Source organism: Cypionkella sp., assembly GCF_030652235.1.
Taxonomy (GTDB): domain Bacteria; phylum Pseudomonadota; class Alphaproteobacteria; order Rhodobacterales; family Rhodobacteraceae; genus Cypionkella.
Map to the genome: position 1 here is coordinate 63,765 of NZ_JAUSBA010000051.1, position 16,722 is coordinate 80,486.

Annotated in this window: 19 protein-coding genes; 10 read left to right on the forward strand and 9 right to left on the reverse strand. The window is 60.4% G+C overall.

What is annotated here, in order from left to right; translation table 11 throughout:
* Window positions 1–45: 45 nt before the first annotated feature.
* The 6 genes from hfq to dusB form a co-directional block, all read right to left on the reverse strand.
* On the reverse strand, window positions 46–279 hold the full coding sequence (gene hfq, locus Q7V03_RS18135; protein WP_054006118.1) for an RNA chaperone Hfq: 234 nt from the start codon (window positions 277–279) through the stop codon (window positions 46–48).
* 151 nt (window positions 280–430) lie between these two features.
* Entirely contained in the window at window positions 431–1,828 is a 1,398-nt protein-coding gene (locus tag Q7V03_RS18140) for a sigma-54 dependent transcriptional regulator (protein WP_304927001.1), read from the reverse strand.
* Window positions 1,825–4,035: a PAS domain-containing sensor histidine kinase gene (locus tag Q7V03_RS18145; protein ID WP_304927099.1), complete on the reverse strand. Its 2,211-nt coding sequence runs from the start codon at window positions 4,033–4,035 to the stop codon at window positions 1,825–1,827. The genes Q7V03_RS18140 and Q7V03_RS18145 overlap by 4 nt, the downstream gene beginning before the upstream one ends.
* Before the next feature lie 147 nt (window positions 4,036–4,182).
* Window positions 4,183–5,550, reverse strand: coding sequence for a response regulator (locus tag Q7V03_RS18150; RefSeq protein ID WP_304927002.1), 1,368 nt, complete (start codon window positions 5,548–5,550; stop codon window positions 4,183–4,185).
* On the reverse strand, window positions 5,550–6,635 hold the full coding sequence (locus tag Q7V03_RS18155; protein ID WP_304927003.1) for a nitrogen regulation protein NR(II): 1,086 nt from the start codon (window positions 6,633–6,635) through the stop codon (window positions 5,550–5,552). The genes Q7V03_RS18150 and Q7V03_RS18155 overlap by 1 nt, the downstream gene beginning before the upstream one ends.
* A complete protein-coding gene (dusB, locus tag Q7V03_RS18160; protein WP_304927004.1) occupies window positions 6,632–7,624 on the reverse strand; it encodes a tRNA dihydrouridine synthase DusB in 993 nt (330 codons plus the stop codon). Before dusB ends, Q7V03_RS18155 begins: the two co-directional genes overlap by 4 nt.
* Window positions 7,625–7,816: 192 nt before the next feature.
* Here dusB and Q7V03_RS18165 point away from each other — a divergent pair, with 192 nt between their 5' ends.
* Genes Q7V03_RS18165 through Q7V03_RS18175 form a run of 3 tightly spaced genes read left to right on the forward strand, consistent with a single transcriptional unit; the run spans window position 7,817 to window position 9,906 of the window.
* Window positions 7,817–8,941, forward strand: a complete 1,125-nt coding sequence (locus Q7V03_RS18165; RefSeq protein WP_304927005.1) for a bifunctional 2-C-methyl-D-erythritol 4-phosphate cytidylyltransferase/2-C-methyl-D-erythritol 2,4-cyclodiphosphate synthase — start codon at window positions 7,817–7,819, stop codon at window positions 8,939–8,941.
* Window positions 8,938–9,441, forward strand: a complete 504-nt coding sequence (locus Q7V03_RS18170; protein WP_304927006.1) for a phosphatidylglycerophosphatase A — start codon at window positions 8,938–8,940, stop codon at window positions 9,439–9,441. Before Q7V03_RS18165 ends, Q7V03_RS18170 begins: the two co-directional genes overlap by 4 nt.
* Before the next feature lie 3 nt (window positions 9,442–9,444).
* A complete protein-coding gene (locus tag Q7V03_RS18175; RefSeq protein WP_304927007.1) occupies window positions 9,445–9,906 on the forward strand; it encodes a CinA family protein in 462 nt (153 codons plus the stop codon).
* Window positions 9,907–9,980: 74 nt separating this feature from the next.
* Here Q7V03_RS18175 and Q7V03_RS18180 read toward each other — a convergent pair whose 3' ends face one another.
* Window positions 9,981–10,439, reverse strand: coding sequence for a type II toxin-antitoxin system RatA family toxin (locus Q7V03_RS18180; protein WP_304927008.1), 459 nt, complete (start codon window positions 10,437–10,439; stop codon window positions 9,981–9,983).
* Between the two features lie 67 nt (window positions 10,440–10,506).
* Between Q7V03_RS18180 and hpt the strand changes: the two genes are divergently transcribed.
* The 5 genes from hpt to Q7V03_RS18205 all read left to right on the forward strand — a co-directional run bounded on the left by hpt (window position 10,507) and on the right by Q7V03_RS18205 (window position 13,536).
* Complete coding sequence (hpt, locus tag Q7V03_RS18185) at window positions 10,507–11,046, forward strand: hypoxanthine phosphoribosyltransferase (protein WP_304927009.1); 540 nt, start codon at window positions 10,507–10,509, stop codon at window positions 11,044–11,046.
* Window positions 11,046–11,219 carry a hypothetical protein gene (locus tag Q7V03_RS18190; protein ID WP_304927010.1) on the forward strand — a complete coding sequence of 58 codons (174 nt, stop codon included), beginning with the start codon at window positions 11,046–11,048 and terminating at the stop codon, window positions 11,217–11,219. The genes hpt and Q7V03_RS18190 overlap by 1 nt, the downstream gene beginning before the upstream one ends.
* A 113-nt stretch (window positions 11,220–11,332) precedes the next feature.
* Window positions 11,333–12,223, forward strand: coding sequence for a cytochrome c (locus tag Q7V03_RS18195; protein ID WP_304927011.1), 891 nt, complete (start codon window positions 11,333–11,335; stop codon window positions 12,221–12,223).
* Window positions 12,224–12,859 (forward strand): glutathione S-transferase family protein, encoded by a 636-nt coding sequence (locus Q7V03_RS18200; RefSeq protein WP_304927012.1) that lies wholly within the window; start codon window positions 12,224–12,226, stop codon window positions 12,857–12,859.
* Between the two features lie 206 nt (window positions 12,860–13,065).
* Window positions 13,066–13,536, forward strand: a complete 471-nt coding sequence (locus tag Q7V03_RS18205) for a cytochrome c (protein ID WP_304927013.1) — start codon at window positions 13,066–13,068, stop codon at window positions 13,534–13,536.
* A 37-nt stretch (window positions 13,537–13,573) separates the two neighbouring features.
* Here the strand turns inward: Q7V03_RS18205 and lipA are convergent, their stop codons facing one another.
* Window positions 13,574–14,524 carry a lipoyl synthase gene (gene lipA, locus Q7V03_RS18210; RefSeq protein ID WP_304927014.1) on the reverse strand — a complete coding sequence of 317 codons (951 nt, stop codon included), beginning with the start codon at window positions 14,522–14,524 and terminating at the stop codon, window positions 13,574–13,576.
* Between the two features lie 112 nt (window positions 14,525–14,636).
* Here lipA and Q7V03_RS18215 point away from each other — a divergent pair, with 112 nt between their 5' ends.
* Both Q7V03_RS18215 and Q7V03_RS18220 read left to right on the forward strand, forming a co-directional pair.
* On the forward strand, window positions 14,637–14,759 hold the full coding sequence (locus Q7V03_RS18215; RefSeq protein ID WP_304927015.1) for a hypothetical protein: 123 nt from the start codon (window positions 14,637–14,639) through the stop codon (window positions 14,757–14,759).
* Between the two features lie 86 nt (window positions 14,760–14,845).
* The gene (locus tag Q7V03_RS18220; protein ID WP_304927016.1) at window positions 14,846–15,418 is read left to right on the forward strand and encodes a LysE family translocator; all 573 of its coding nucleotides are present in this window, start codon (window positions 14,846–14,848) and stop codon (window positions 15,416–15,418) included.
* 112 nt (window positions 15,419–15,530) lie between these two features.
* On the opposite strand, the gene Q7V03_RS18225 is transcribed toward Q7V03_RS18220, so the two are convergent.
* The gene (locus Q7V03_RS18225) at window positions 15,531–16,643 is read right to left on the reverse strand and encodes a DUF6456 domain-containing protein (RefSeq protein ID WP_304927100.1); all 1,113 of its coding nucleotides are present in this window, start codon (window positions 16,641–16,643) and stop codon (window positions 15,531–15,533) included.
* Between the last annotated feature and the right edge of the window lie 79 nt (window positions 16,644–16,722).

Below are 16,722 nucleotides of genomic sequence, written 5' to 3' on the forward strand. Positions count from 1 at the left end.
GGCCATTTTCAAACGGCCAATCGTCATCTTCTGGCAGATCAGAGATCAGTCTTCACCTTCATATAGGTTAACCGGGCCACCCGGCATGATGGTTGATATCGCATGTTTATAGACCAGTTGCGATTGACCATCGCGGCGGAGCAGCACGCAAAAATTGTCAAACCAAGTGATCACACCTTGCAATTTCACCCCGTTGATCAGGAAAATCGTCACCGGAACCTTGGATTTCCGGACGTGATTGAGAAACGCGTCTTGCAAATTTTGTTTGTCTGCGGCCATTTTTTTTTATCCTTATCGCCAGTCGCACCGAAAAGCGCGCCCTATCGCGCCCCGATATTTAACTATGTCGCGCAAACTTGGCAGATTCCAGCGCAAAACGCTAAATACGCAGCCGATGTTCCTGATTTGGATTCTTTCTGCAACACTGGGCTTAGTCTTCGTCCGCGTCGTCGCCGCGCCCACCGGATTTGCCGGTGGTAACCACTCCTAAAGACTTTAACTTGCGGTGCAAGGCCGAGCGTTCCATGCCAACAAACCCGGCTGTTCGGCTGATATTGCCGCCAAAACGGTTAATTTGGGTCAGCAAATACTCGCGTTCAAACACTTCGCGCGCCTCACGCAAAGGCAGGGTCGCCATCGCGCCCCCCAGCACCATGCGCCCGCCGGTATCCGTTGGCGCTTCCTGCCCCGGCAACTCGCGCGCCTCAATCGGGCCGGTGCCGTCGCCCAGGATCAGCACCCGCTCGATCACGTTGCGCAGTTGGCGGATGTTGCCCGGCCATTGCATCGTCTGCAACATCGCTTCGGCTTCTTCGGTGAGTTTGCGCTGCGGCAGACCTTGGGTGCGGTGGAACATATCGACGAAAGTTGTTGTTAATTCAGGAATATCCTCGCGGCGCTCGGCCAAGGACGGTACGGCGATGGGCACCACGTTCAGGCGATCATACAGCTCTTGCCGGAACCGGCCAGCGGCGATCTCGCTGCGCAAATCGCGGCTGGTCGAGGAAATCACCCGCAGATCAACGCGGATTTTATCGGAGCCTCCGACCCGCATGAACTGCTGATCGGTCAGCACGCGCAGGATTTTCGATTGCGTGCCCAGCGGCATTTCGGCCACTTCATCAAAGTACACAACGCCACCATGGCCTTGTTCCAACAAGCCTTTTTCAACACCGCGATCCGAAGTTTCGCGGCCAAACAGCACTTCCTCCATCCGGTCGGCGTCAATCGTGGCCGACGAGACGGAGATGAAGGGCGCGCTCGCGCGGTTGGAATTAGAGTGGATGAAGCGCGCGGCCATCTCTTTGCCAGAACCCGCCGGCCCGGCCAGCATCACCCGGCCGTTGGACTTAGTGACCTTTTCCAGCTGTGATTTCAAAGTTCTAAACGACGGACTTGATCCAATCATCTCGGAAGAGCTGACATCACGCCGCCGCAGATCAGCGTTCTCGCGACGCAGACGCGAGGTTTCCATGGCGCGGCTGACCACCACCATCAACTGATCAATGTTGAACGGTTTTTCGATGAAATCATAGGCGCCCTGCTTGATCGCGGCCACGGCGATTTCGATGTTACCGTGACCCGAGATGATTACGATCGGGATATCCGGGTTGTCACGCTTGACGGTTTTCAGAATGTCGATGCCATCCATCCGACTGTCTTTCAGCCAGATGTCGAGGATCATCAGGCTGGGCGCTTCGGCGTTGATCTCGGACATGCAATCGTCGGAATTTGCAGCAAGACGAATGGTATAGCCCTCGTCCTTCAGAATATCGCCGATCAGTTCGCGGATGTCTTTTTCGTCGTCAACGATCAGAATATTGCTCATTTTTCCCCCTGGCCGGTTTGGCTCGTGTTGCGCAAGCCCCGTTTGCGCGGGGCACGTGGCAGGTGGATCACCGCCATCGCTCCGCCGTGGGCGTTGTTTTCAAAGACGGGCGCATCTTCAAGTGTCAGCGTACCGCCATGTTCTTCAATGATTTTCTTCACAATAGGCAGACCCAAGCCGGTGCCTTTTTCACGGGTGGTGACATAGGGTTCAAACAGCCGCGCCCGGTCTGGTGGCAGGCCTATGCCGTTGTCCATGATGCGGATAACCGCTTCAGACTCGTCCACTGTCAAGCTGACGCGGATTTCCGGTTTGTGGTCTGGTGGATTTGACTTTTCATGCAAGGTTTCAATGGCTTCTCCTGCATTCTTAATCAAGTTTGTCAGCGCCTGCCCGATCATTGTGCCGTCAAGTTCCATCATCAGGGAGCCCTCGATCAACGTCCGGCGGAAGGTGACTGTGGGTTGGCCATTTTCTTGCAGCATAATGGCGGCGCGCAGCAAAGCCACTAAATCCGTCTCACGTCGGTCCGGTTCGGGCATGCGGGCAAATTTGGAGAATTCATCCACAATCCGGCGTAAGTCGTTGGTTTGACGTATAATAACCTCGGTATACTGATCTAGGTCCTCGGGGTCTTGCACCTGCGATCTGAATTTGCGTTTGATGCGTTCGGCGGAAAGCTGAATCGGGGTCAGCGGGTTTTTGATCTCATGTGCGATGCGGCGGGCGACGTCGCCCCAAGCGGCCATGCGTTGTGCGGAAACCAGTTCGGTCACGTCGTCGAAGGCCACAACATAGCCTTCCAGCCGCCCGGAGTCGCTGCGTCGCACCGAGACGCGGACCAAAAGGCTTTCTAGCTTGCCCTTGCGGGTCAAGCGAACTTCTTCTTGCACGACAGAGCCGCCCACCTCGCGCAGGCGCTCAAACAAGGGCGCAAATTCCGGGACGGCGGCGGCCAGTGGCACCTCGGCACCACCGTCCGCGAGTTCGAGCAGACGTTCGGCGGCGCGGTTGGCGAAATCAATATCGCCCTCGGCATCCAAGCCAATCACGCCAGCGGTGACGTTGGAGAGCACGGAATCAAACAGGCGGCGGCGTTGTTCCGTTTGGCGGTGGCCTTCCAAAAGGGCTTCACGCTGGCCTTTAAGTTGATGCGTCATCTGGTTGAAAACGCGCGATAATGTGGCAATCTCATCATCGCCTTCTTCTTCGATTACCTGCACGTCGAGATCGCCTTGGCTGACGCGACCCACCGCATAGGCCAATCGGCCCACCGGGCGGCTGAGGCGTTCGGCGAACCAAAGGCCCAGCCAGACGGCAGCCAAGACCAAAATTAAAGCGAAGCCGAGATACAACAGGCCAAAGTTGAACAGAATCTTGCCACGCTCGGATTCCAACTGCTGATAGAGCCGCACGGTTTCCTTGGTTTCATCCAGCAGCGACAGAATGCCGCCATCGACCTTGCGCGCGACATAGAGATAGCGGTCGGCGAATGCATCAAGATGCACCAAAGCGCGGAATTCATCGTTGGCCCAGTCTTGGATCACCACCACTTCGCCTTGTTTGGCCTTACTGAGTTCCTCGGGCTTTGGCGGTTCAAAATCGAACAGATAGGAGCGTTCGCCACGGGTCTTCAGGGTGGCTGTGCCGTCAATCAGATAGACCTCTTTCATCCCACGCTGAATAGCGGCTTGGCCTTGGGTCAGGATCGGACGGACTTGGTCGTCTTGCAGGAAAAACGTCTTTTGTTTCGCGAGGTTCAGGAACGCACCAAGTGCCGAGGCATCGTCTTTCAGCGCCTTGGTTTGCTCATCTTCATAGGCTTGGGCAGCGGTTAAGGACGCCGAAACCACATTGCTGACGCGGTCGGAAAACCAGCCTTCAAGGCCAATGTTCACCGTCAGCACGGCAAAAACGGCGACCAGAATCGTCGGTACCAGCGCCACGAACGCGAACACCCCGGTCAGGCGCAAATGCAGCGCCGAACCTGCGGATTGCGAGCGGCGGTCCGCGATCATCCGCATCACCCTGGCCAATACAAGGCCCGCCACCAGCAGAATATAGACCATGTCGATGAGCAGGATCAGCCGCAGGTTTTGCGATGACGCGCCAAGGTTGAACGGCCCCAGCGCAAGGAAGGTCGCGACCGCGAGCATCGGCCCGAGGAATACGAGGCCAAACGTCAGCCCGTTTTGCACACGCCGCATCCGGCGCAGGCGCGCCAATTTGGCCCATGTGAGACTGCGGTAAGCGCCTTGCACGTTTCCCCCGGTTGTTACGCGGAGTGTCACTCCCGCCACAGGCATTGTGCTTTTCGCGCCACGTCACGCGCGAAGCATTGCCCTGTGGCGGTTTTACATCAGCTTGCGCCGCCGTGTCACGCGGATATCGAGGTCTGTGATCTTCTTACGCAAGGTATTGCGGTTGATGCCCAGCAGATCGGCACATTTGGCTTGGTTGCCCCCCGTGGCGTCAAGGGCGATTTCGATCAAAGGCACCTCCATTTCGCGCAAAATCCGGTCGTAGACGCCGGGTGGCGGCAGTTGGCCGCCGTGTAGATCGAAATAGCGCTGTAAATGTCGCGCGACTGAGGCCGACAATTTTTCGCCGTCCATGCCACCGGATCGGCTGATTTGCACCGGCTGCGTGGCACCGAGGGCCTGTTCGATCTCGGTTTTGGAGATTTCCGGCTCGGTCGCTGTGACCAGCAGACGCTTCAGCAGATTCTCCAACTGTCGGACGTTGCCCGGCCACGGATAGGCGCGCACGATGGCCATGGCCTCGGGCGAGAGGCGGCGTTGCAGGCCCATGTCGCGCTCGCCGCGGGCAAGGAAGTGTTCGGCCAAAAGCGGGATATCTTCGACACGTTCGCGCAAGGGTGGCACTTGCAGGGTGACGCCGCCGAGACGGTAGAACAGGTCTTTGCGGAAAACCCCGGCCTCCATCTTTTGGCCCAGATCGGCTTGCGAGGTCGCCATGATGCGCGGCGCGTGATCGCCCATCACATCGAGCATCCTGACCAAACGCGCCTGCGCGTCATCGTCGAAATCAGAGACTTCATCCAGCACGAGGCTGCCGCCTTTGGAACGCGCCAGCAGGGTTGCGATGCCGTCCACGCCCGCCAGATCAGTGGCTTGTGCGGTGACAAAGGGCTGGCTGCGGCGATCCGAGAAATCGTGAACGGCCCGCGCGATCAGCGATTTTCCGGTGCCGGATTCGCCGGAGATCAGCACGGGAAGATCGGCGTTCATCACCCTTGCGACGAGGCGATACAGCGCTTGCATTGAGGGCGTGCGACCGACAAGCGGCAGGTCATCACCCATTTCGCGCGGGGTCAGGTTGGGTTTGGGGGCGTGACGCTTCAAATCCAAAGCGCGCGCCGAGCGTTTCATCAGATCGGGAAGATCGAAGGGCTTCGGCAGATAGTCGAAGGCTTCGGCCTCAGCCGCCTGAATCGCCGTCATGATGGTGTTTTGCGCCGAGATCACGATCACCGGCAGGCCGGGGCGCAGTTTGGCAATGCGCGGCAGGGCTTCAAGGCCGTTGCCGTCGGGCATCATCACGTCGGAAATCACCAGATCGCCTTTGCCCTCTTCGACCCAGCGCATCAGGGTCATCAGGCTGGAGGTTGCATGCACTTTACACCCGGCGCGGGTCAGCGCCTGGGTCAAAACCGTGCGGATGGTGCGGTCGTCATCGGCGACAAGAATGGTGCCATCCATCAGTGGGACTCCTCGGATAACTCGCGGGGTGCGAGCGGTAGGGAAATACGGAAAACCGTGCGACCTGGGGCGGAATCAACGGAAATCCAGCCCTCGTGATCGGAGATAATTTTGGACACCAAGGCGAGGCCAAGTCCGGTGCCGTTTTCGCGGCCAGACACAAATGGCTCGAAAACATCGGTGGCGATGCCGGGCGGAATGCCGGGGCCGTCGTCGATGATCTCAACCTGTAGTGGCAGGGTGGAGCCGGAACCGTCCTTGCGGCGGCGACGTAAACTGTGGTCGTAGAACGTGTGCAACCGGATGGTTCCACCTTTAGAACCAGCGGCTTCCGAGGCGTTCTTCAACAAGTTTAGGAACACCTGCATCAGTTGATCATTGTCAGCAAAGGTTGCAGGCAGCGAAGGGTCATAATCTTCGACAATGCTCATATGTGCGCCAAAACCGACGAGGGCCGAGCGACGGGCGCGATCCAGCGCGTCATGGATATTTACGGCACGGCGGGCGGGCGGGCGCAGGTTGCCGAATTGCTCGACCTGTTCGAGCAGTTTGACAATGCGGCGGGTTTCTTCAACGATCAGATCGGTGAGTTCCATGTCTTCGGGGCTAAGCCCCATCGCCAGCAGTTGGGCGGCACCCGAGATACCAGCCAGCGGGTTTTTGATCTCATGCGCCAGCATTTCGGCCATGCCGATGGCGGATTTCGCGGCAGAGGTGACTTGCATCGAGCGGCCCAAGCGTTCGGCAATCTCACGCGGCGAAATCAGCAGCAGCACGCAGCCCGCGCTGTCTTGCAGCGGGGCCATTTGCAGCGCGCATTGCACCGGCGCGCGCTCGCCCGTGGTCACGTCAGCCTCGGCGATAAACAAAGGCGATTCGTGCGCATGGACGCGGGCGAGTGCTTCTTCCATCGGGGCGTCAATCGACAGGCGGTCGAGCAGAGGTTGGCCGACGAGGCTTTTGGATGAGGCGTTCAGAAAGGTCTCAGCCGGTGGGTTCACATCGAGAATTAGGCCAGTGGGGCCGATCAGCAAGGCGGGCAGCGGCAAAGACGCCCAAAGCGCGGGGCCGTTGAACTGGGTCATGCGGCCACCTCTCGGGGTTCGGTGAAGCTGTCGCGGATCAGGCTGCGGACGGTCGCGTGGATGGTGGCGGTGAGGATGGCATCGCGGTTGGTGGTGATGCCTGCGGCCTCAAGATACCAGCCAAGGTGTTTGCGGGCGACGCGCAGGCCAAGGTCGGGTCCGTAAAATGCCAGCATATGATCGTAATGCTCGATCACCAGATCGGCGAGGGCGTGGCCTTGCGGTATGTGCGGCGCGGGGGTGCCGTAAAGCGCGTGGGCAATCTCGGCCAGCCGCCAAGGTGCGCCTTGCGCGCCGCGACCGACCATCACGCCATCGGCTTGCGATAGGTGCAGGGCTTGGCGGGCGGTGGCAATGTCGATGATATCGCCGTTCGCAATCACCGGCACCGACACGGCGGCTTTCACCGCAGCGATGGCGGCCCAATCGGCGCGGCCCTTGTAGAACTGGCAGCGGGTGCGGCCGTGGATGGTGATCATTTGCACCCCTGCCCCTTCGGCGGATTTGGCGATTTGCGGCGCGTTAAGGCTTTGATCATCCCAGCCAAGGCGGGTTTTCAGCGTCACTGGGACGGCCACCGCATTGACCACTGCTTCGATCAGCGCAAGCGCCAGTTCAGGTTCCTTCATCAGGGCCGAACCGCAAGCGCCATTGCCACCCGCAGCCGTCACGCGTTTGGCGGGGCAGCCCATGTTGATGTCGATCACCTGCGCGCCTTGGTCTTGCACATAGCGCGCGGCCTCGGCCATCCAATAGGGATCGCGGCCTGCAAGCTGCACGGAAGTGGCGGCCTCGGAAAACCCCAGTTCGGCGCGGGCGCGGGCCAAGGGTTGCGCCTTCATCACTTCTTCCGACGCGATCATTTCAGACACCACAAGGCCCGCACCAAAGCGCGCCACCATCCGCCGGAATGGTAGATCGGTGATGCCCGCCATCGGTGCCAGAATCACCGGGGGGTGTAGAGAGAGTGCGCCTAATGACAGGGACATTGCGGCTCCTTTGGCTGAAACATGCGCTTGGGCGGGGGGTTCGCCAAGGGTTGGCCTTCCCCTTTATGCCCTATTTCTAAGCAATGCACAAATATTAGGCTGTCATGCTGCATTTCGCGACCAGTTGGGCATTGGCTGGGGCAGATTGTCAGGATTGCACCACTGGCTTAGATAGGGCGAAAAGGAAACAGCATGACAACAGCTGCGATCATCACCGCTGCGGGGCGCGGTTTGCGTGCCGGGGGCGGCCAGCCTAAGCAATGGCAGCTTCTGGGCGGTGTGGCGGTGGCGGCGCATGCACTGGCGGCGTTTGAGGGCATGCTGCGGGTGCTGGTGGTGCATCCTGAGGATCGCGGGCGGGCCGAAGGCTTGGGGCTGGATGTGCTGATCGTCGAGGGCGGGGCCTCGCGGTCGGCTTCGGTGCGCAATGCGCTTGAGGCGTTGGCGGGGTGTGGGGTTTCGCGCGTATTGATCCATGACGGCGCGCGGCCTTTGGTGTCCGCGGCGGTCATTGATCGGGTGATTGCGGCGCTCGATCAGGCAGATGGAGCGGCCCCGGCGCTTGCGGTGACGGATGCTCTGTGGCGCGGGGATGCCGGGCTGGTGGTGGGCACGGTGCCGCGCGAGGGGTTGTTTCGCGCACAGACGCCGCAGGGGTTTCGGTATGAAGCGATCCTCGCGGCACATAGGGCGCATCCGGGCGAGGCTGCCGATGATGTGGCGGTGGCGCGTGAGCATGGCTTGGATGTGGTGATCGTCGCGGGCGATGAGGAAAACTTGAAACTGACCTATCCCGGCGATTTCGCGCGGGCTGAGGCGATCTTAAAGGGGCGGCAGATGGATCTGCGGGTGGGCAACGGCTTTGATGTGCATGCATATTGTGACGGTGACGGTGTGTGGCTCTGTGGGGTGAAGGTGCCGCATAGCCGCGCGCTTTTGGGCCATTCGGATGCCGATGTGGGGATGCATGCTTTGACGGACGCGATCTATGGCGCATTGGCCGAGGGTGATATTGGCCGGCATTTCCCGCCCTCGGACCCGCAATGGAAGGGGGCGGAGAGCAAGATTTTCCTCGCCCATGCGATGCGATTGGCGCGGGCGAAGGGGTTTGCTTTGGCGAATTGCGATGTGACGTTGATCTGCGAGCGGCCCAAGGTGGGGCCGCATGCAGAAGCAATGCGGGAGGCTTTGGCGGGCGTTATGGAGGTGGCGGTGGAGCGGATTTCTGTGAAGGCGACCACCTCGGAGCGGCTGGGCTTTACCGGCCGTGAGGAAGGCATCGCGGCCATGGCCACTTGCGCTTTGGTACGGGCATGAGGGTGACGCGGGTTCTGGCGATCTGGTTTGGCGCGGGGTTGCTGCGGCCTGCGCCGGGGACGTGGGGATCACTGGTGGCGGTGATAATGGCGCTACTGATCGACCGCTACTTGGGTTTCCCCGTGTTGCTGGTGGCAACCGTCGCCGTCACCGCCTTGGGGTTCTGGGCGGTTTCGGTGGAGTTGCGCGATACGCCATCCGCCGATCCTTCCGAGTTCGTGATTGATGAAGTGGCGGGACAGTGGATTGCGCTGCTGTTTTCCTCGGCCGCTTTCTGGGGACGCGGGCATGAGGGGTTCCTGCCCTACCCTGCCCCGATTGCCACGTTTTTGTTCTTCCGGTTGTTCGACATCTGGAAGCCGTGGATCATTGGCCGGGCGGATCGCAGGCATGATCCGGCGGGGGTGATGCTTGACGATCTCTGGGCGGGGTTGTTTGCTGGGGGGGCGACGATTGTGGCGGCGGCGGCCTATCACATCCCGATGATCTTGATGAGGTGATCCATGTCTGAACTGCTGCGGTTGGCGCGCTACTGGGGCTATCGGATTTCAACCGCCGAAAGCTGCACCGGCGGTATGGTGGCGGCGGCGCTGACTGATGTGGCGGGATCGTCAGACATGTTCGACCGTGGGTTTGTGACCTACTCCAATCAGGCGAAGATCGACATGTTGGGGGTTTCGCCAGCGCTGTTGGCTGAGTTTGGCGCAGTGTCGGAAGCGGTGGCTGGCGCTATGGCCGAGGGGGCTTTGCGCCATTCGCAGGCCGATCTGGCGGTATCGACCACCGGGATTGCCGGGCCGGGTGGGTCGGAGTTCAAGCCCGAGGGGCGGGTGTGCTTTGGGCTGGCTTTGAAGGGAAAGGCCGTGGTGGTGGAGACGGTGGAGTTTGGCGCTTTGGGGCGGGACCGGGTGCGGATCGCGGCGCGGGATCATGCGTTGGGATTGTTGCTGCGAGCGATGGATTGAGCGGCAGGTGTCAGAGTGGGGCCAGCTCCACACCCCGGGATATTTTAGAACAGATGAAAAATTTTAGATAAGTTTTACGGTTTTGTCGGGGCGTAGAGTTTCGCTGCCCGCACCTCAAACGCGCGCACCACGCGGGTCATCGCTTCGTTGAACACAAGACCGATCAGACCAGCAAGGATCGGGTTGCGGAATTCGAAATCGACGGTGAACGAGACGTCGCAGCCGCTGGGTGTGTCTTTGAACGTCCAGATGGATTTCAGATGCTTGAACGGGCCGTCGATGTATTCGGTGAGGATTTTGGACTCAGCGGGCAGCAGGGTGACGCGACTGCCGAATTTCTCGCGAAAGACTTTGAAGCTGATCACCAGATCGGCCTGCATCACCTCGCCGCCGCCTGCGATCGGCGAGCGCGAGCGGATGCGGGCGGCGGCGGTCCAGGGCAGGAATTCGGGGTAGCGCGCGACATCAGCGACAAGGTCGTACATTTGTACGGCTTGATACGGCAGCTGCTTGGACTCATGGTGATGCGGCACAGGTAACCTATCGCGTGACTTAAGCGCAGGTATTGGTTAGAAAACCAACGGAAATCAAGAGGCCCCCATGCAGACGCGTCCTTATGTCATCGACCAAATGATCTCGGCCAAGGCGATTGCCGCGCGGGTCGAGGCATTGGCGCGCGAGATCACCGAACATTACAAGGGGTGCGACAAGCTGATCGTGGTCGGTCTGTTGCGCGGGTCTTTCGTGTTCGTCGCCGATCTGGTGCGTGAGATTGATCTGCCGGTGCAGGTGGATTTCCTTGAGGCGAGTTCTTACGGCGACGCGATGCATTCCAGCCGCGAGGTGCGGATTTTGAAGGATCTGCGCGGTGAGATTGCGGGCGAGGATGTGCTGGTGGTCGAGGATATCGTCGATACCGGCTTCACCCTGCATCATGTGAAAAACCTGCTGATGTCGCGGCAACCGCATCGGTTGGAGGTCTGCGCTTTGCTCGACAAACCGACCCGGCGTGAGGTCGATATCAAGGCGACTTGGACCGGGTTTGAGATCCCCGATGAGTTCGTCGTAGGCTATGGCATTGATTTTGCGCAGCGAAACCGCAACCTGCCTTACATCGGCAAAGTGCGGTTTACAGATTGATGAATCCGATCTGGCTGATCCGTATGGCACGCTGGGCGCGCCGTCCGCCGTCGATGGGACGGGTGAAGCTGATGCTGGGCGTGGGGATTTTGTGTCTTATTCTGTTTGGCATTGAGCATGTCTGGGGTTGGCCAGACTGGCTGACGGTGAATGGCAAGACCAAGTTGCGCTAGAACTGGCCTTCGACAACGTTGTGCCAAAATCGCCCTTCCCAAACACCTATTCTGGTGTAACGTGCGGCAGAATTGGCCAAGCCAGATGGCTAAGCCCTTCAAAGGTCAGTGCCATGTCGCGTCTGCTCTCTGCCGTTTTAGCCGTTGCACTTTTGGGGTTTGGCGGGTTTTTGCTGCTGTCGGCGCCGCATTCGGTCGATGTCGCGCTGTATGACGGGCTAAAAGGCGATGCGGCCAAGGGGGAGTTGGTGTTCTGGGCGGCGGGCTGTGCCTCGTGCCACATGGCCGCGGATGCCAAGGGCGCGGAGGAGTTGGTTTTGGCGGGCGGGCAGGAATTCCCTTCGGCCTTCGGCACCTTTGTGGCCCCCAATATCTCATCCGATCCGGTGCAGGGCATCGGCGGCTGGACGCTGGTGGAATTTGCCAATGCGGTGACGCAGGGCGTGGGCAAGCAAGGCGAGCATCTTTACCCCGCCCTGCCCTATAATGCCTATAACAAGATGGTGCCGCAGGATGTGGCGGATTTGAAAACCTTCATGGACGGGTTGCCTGTCTCGGCCGAGCCGAGCAAGCCGCATCAGATCGGCTTTCCGTTCAACATCCGGCGCAGTTTGGGAATCTGGAAGCTGCTGTTTGAAAAAACCGACTGGGTGATCGCGGGCGATCTGACGCCCGAACAAACCCGAGGCCGCTACATTGCCGAGGCTTTGGCGCATTGCGGTGAATGTCACACGCCACGCAATGCTTTGGGCGGCTTGCAACGCGCGGCTTGGCTGTCAGGGGCGCCCAACCCGAATGGCAAGGGCCGCATCCCGAACATCACGCCGGGCAAACTGACGTGGAGCGCGGCGGATGTGGTGGAATATCTGACCTCGGGCTTCACGCCGGAGTTTGACTCTGTTGGTGGCCATATGGCGCATGTGGTGGAGAATATGGCGAAGCTGCCCGAGTCGGATCGCCGCGCGGTGGCGGCGTATCTGCAACTGGTGCCTGCGGTGAACTGAATGATCCTGATCGGCCAATATGACAGCCCGTTCGTGCGCCGGGTGGGCGTGGCCCTGACGCTTTATGGCATGGCGTTTGAGCATCGCCCGTGGTCGTCGTTTGGCGACGCGGATCGGTTGCGCGCGTACAACCCGCTGACACGGGTGCCGGTTTTGGTGCTGGAGGATGGCTTTGTGTTGACCGACAGCCATATGATCTTGGACTATCTGGATGGGCTGGTCGAGCAACCGCTGTTTCCGCGCACGGAGCCCGCAAGGCATCGGGTGCTGAAAGTGGCAGGCTTGGCCTGTGGGCTGGCGGATAAGGCGGTCAGCCTGTTCTATGAACGCGCGATGCATGAGGCGATCTCGCCCAGCTTTGACGCGCGCTGCCGTACCCAAATCGGTGCGGTGTTGGCAGCACTTGAGTCGGATCTGGCTGGGCGTGCTGTTTCGGAGCAAGATAAGAACCCCTATTGGTTCGGGCCGCTCAGCCACGCCGATATCGCGGTGGGCTGTGCGTGGCGCTTTGTCACCGAGGCGCATCCGGGGTTGATTGACCCCGCAAGCCTGCCAAACCTGCACCGATTGAGTGCGCGCCTTGAGGCGCTGGCTGCATTTCAGGCGCACTATCAAGCTTTCCTGCCACCGACCTGAAGCCACATCCCCAAGCCTGATGCATAAGCCTTTGGCATAAGCGTGGATCGGCTGTAAACTCTTTGTGTACTTTAAGCCTTTAGCACGGGCGCTGCATCTGCCACCCCTTGCGGCTGCCCCGTGGCTGCGCAAGCGTGCACGCAACCGGCAGCGCCCTGCTCCGGGCAGGCCGCGCCCAGATCGGCGCTTTGCAAGCAGAGTAATCCATGAAAAAACGTCTTATTGCCTTTACCACGATGGCGGCGCTGACGGCGTTTGGCGTCTATGCGCAGGATGCCGAAGATCCGTTCAAAGATGCGGTGGAAACCCGGCATGGCTTGATGCTGCAAATGGCCTCTGATCTGGGCACTTTGGGCGGCATGGCCAAGGGCGAGGTGGCCTATGACAAGACCTCGGCGACCAAAGCGGCGGCGAATGTGGCGGCGATTGCCTCGGTGATCTCGATGGCGCAGTTTCCAGCGGGGTCGGAAAATGGCAAATCCGCTGACAGCTATGCCTTGGCAGATATCTGGGCCAAGCAGGATGATTTTCTGGCCAAGATCACCGATCTGAACAATGCCACCGCGATGATGCAAACGGCGGCGGCGACGGATGCTGATGCGATCAAAGCCAGCATGGCGCAGTTGGGCGGCGCGTGCTCGGCCTGCCACAAGGCCTATCGTCAGCCGGAAAGCTGATCTTTTGGGGGGGGCCGGGCAAGGCCCCCCTCAACTTTTAGGCGCGGCCCAGTTTTTTCAGCCTTGCTTCCCGCAACCGGGCGAAATCGTCGCCGGCGTGATAGCTGGAGCGGGTCAGCGGTGTGGCCGACACCATCAAAAAGCCCTTGCCAAACGCCGTTTGCTCGTAGCTTTTGAATTCATCTGGCGTCACGAACCGATCCACCCGGTGATGTTTTGGCGTTGGTTGCAGGTACTGGCCGATGGTCAGGAAATCGACATCGGCGGCGCGCATGTCGTCCATCACCTGATGCACGCCCTGGCGGTCTTCACCCAAGCCCACCATGATGCCGGATTTGGTGAACAAAGTCGGGTCGAGTTCTTTCACCTTCTGCAGCAGCCGCAAGCTGTGGAAATAGCGCGCGCCGGGACGCACCGTTGGGTAAAGCCCGGGCACGGTTTCAAGGTTGTGGTTGAACACATCCGGACGGGCCTCGACCACCTTTTCCAGCGCAGAAGGTGGGCATTTCAGGAAATCCGGTGTCAGAATTTCAATCGTGGTGCCGGGCGCGCGGTGGCGGATGGCGCGGATGGTCTGGGCGAAATGCTCGGCCCCACCATCCTCCAGATCGTCGCGGTCCACCGAGGTGATCACCACATGGTTCAGGCCCAATTCGGCCACGGCATGGGCGACGCGCCCCGGCTCGAACGCATCCAGATTGTTCGGCTTGCCGGTTGCGATGTTGCAGAACGAACAGCCCCGGGTGCAAATCTCGCCCATGATCATCATGGTGGCGTGGCCTTGGCTCCAGCACTCGCCGACGTTCGGGCAACCGGCCTCTTCGCAGACCGTCACCAGCTTTTTCTCACGCAGAATATCCCGTGTGCGTTTGTAGCCTTCCGAGGTTGGCGCGCGGACGCGAATCCAATCGGGCTTTTTCGGCTGCGCATTGTCGGGCTTATGCGCCTTTTCGGGGTGACGTTGATCCGGTAGCTTGAGATCGCGCAACGGTTTTCCCCCCTGAAACAGCTATGGACCTTAAATAGTCTGCCTGACAGGGCTTGGCAACGGAGTTCCCCGCCGCAGGCCCATGCAGGCTTAACAAGGGTAAGGATTTGAAATGGGAAAAAAACCAAATGCCGTGGCGCTGGGAACTGCGCTTTTCATGCAGCTTGGCCGTGGGGCGGCAGTTATTGGCGGGGCTGAGATTGGCTTTACTGGCATCGCTTTGGCATCAACGTAACAGGGTTGGCGTGAACCCGGCCCCAGTATTCATTTCCGGTTGATCTGGGTCATGGGCGCGTTACCTTCGCCGCGTTAGGAAAGTCGATGACCATGATAGATCTCACCCTCGCCGTGCTTGTGCTGCTGATCACGCCGGGCCCGACCAATACCTTGCTGTTTCTGGCCGGAGCCGAGCGCGGCTGGCGGTCTGCTTTGCGGCTGATCCCGGCAGAGCTGGCGGGTTATCTGGTCATGGTGGTGCCGTTGGCGCTGGTTGGCGTTGCGGTGTTGCACGATGCGCCGCGCGCGCGGGCCCTGGTGGCGATTGCGGCAGGGCTGTGGGTGGCGTGGCTGGCAATCAAGCTGTGGTTGCCGCAAACCGGGCGGCGTGGTGGGCAAAGGGTCAGCACGGCTTTGGTGTTCACCACCACGATGCTCAATCCAAAAACGTTGATTTTCGGGCTGGTTTTATTGCCTTCGCCGGATGCGCTTGGGCCCCATCTGGTGCTGTTTTCGACTTTGGTGGTGGCGGTAGCGACGGGATGGGCCGGGTTTGGCGCGTGGTTGGGCGGCGTTTCGGGCGGCGAAGCTGGTGCGATGCTGTGGATCCGGCGCGGGGCTTCGGTGTGGTTGAGCGTGGTGTCGCTGACATTGCTGGCAAAAGGGCTGGGGGCTTAAGGGCGCGCATGGGTTGAGGCCTTCGGCCGCCGGGGCGCGCAAGCGTGCGCGCCTGCTCACCGCGAAGAACCCTCCACTGGAGGGCTTTTCCCCGGCACAGCCGGGGCACGGCTCACCCAATCAGCGGCCCCGATTTGCCGTAAGTCTCATCAAAATGCCACCGCAAGCGTTGCAACGCGATCCGCAACACCACCTTGCCCGAGCGCGCCGCCCAGCCCAGACGCTGCTCGGCGGTCTCGATGCCTTCCAGAAAGCAACACACCCGCAGCGCCACATCGCCAAGCCCCGGCCCCAGATCGCGCAAGGCTGCCGCGACCCGATCCCGTGCAGCACGCGGCCCTTCCGCTCCGCCCGCCTCGGCATGGAAACTGCCACGGTCGGCCCCGGTCAAAAACCGCTCCCAATTCTGCGCCACCCGCGGCCCCATCTGTGCCAGTTCAAAATCCTCGCGCAGACGTTCGGCGGCCACCACCAATTCGGGTTCCAGATACAGCTTGCCGTCCTTGTCGCGCCTACGCCCGAGCACGGAAACCGGGCTTTCCGCCAAATTGTAGCGGATGCGGCGTGGGCCGTCCTCGTCGGCAACCGTCCGACTGTCCCATTCGCGGTGTTGACCGCCAAACGCGGTTTGTGCCTCGGCAAAGCCCCCGGCGCGCGCATCATCATCGACCATCCGTTTCAACGCCGCCCGTCCGGTGCTGCTGATCTCATAGGTCGCCACTCGCCCCGGCTTGCGGCAGGAAATCCAATCTTTCAGTGCGAATGCCTGCGCGATCACCCGTTCCACCACCGCCGTCCGTGCGGTATGCCCATCAGGAAACTCGCGCATCACCACGGCTTTTTCCATGTCCGGCGCAAAGGCCAGCACCGCTCCCGGTTCAACCAGACGGCGCAAAATACGTTTGCCCTCTGAGGTGATTGTCGCTTCATCGGCAACAATGTTCTGCGGGCGCAAAGGGGCTGTCATGGCGTCGTCATCCTTATTGATCTGGGGCAGGTTTGGCGCAGGGGCGCTGGTCAGGGCGGCCAGCGCTTCATCCAGCAAAGGGTCATCGCGCCGGGTCTCATAGCGGCGCACCGCGCGCATCACGGTCGAGGCATGACGGCCCTCGCGTCGCGCAAGCGCCCGATAAGATTGACCATCTTCGGTATGGTCCAGATAAAGCCGCACGGCGTCTGGTAGCCATCCGGGCAGGCACTGCAGGGGAGAGAGATTGCTTTGCATCTTGTTTTGCCGCGCCGCAGCGCCTTCCTGATCAAACCTTGCCGAAACGTTAACAAGCGTGGAAGGCATTGATTACCCA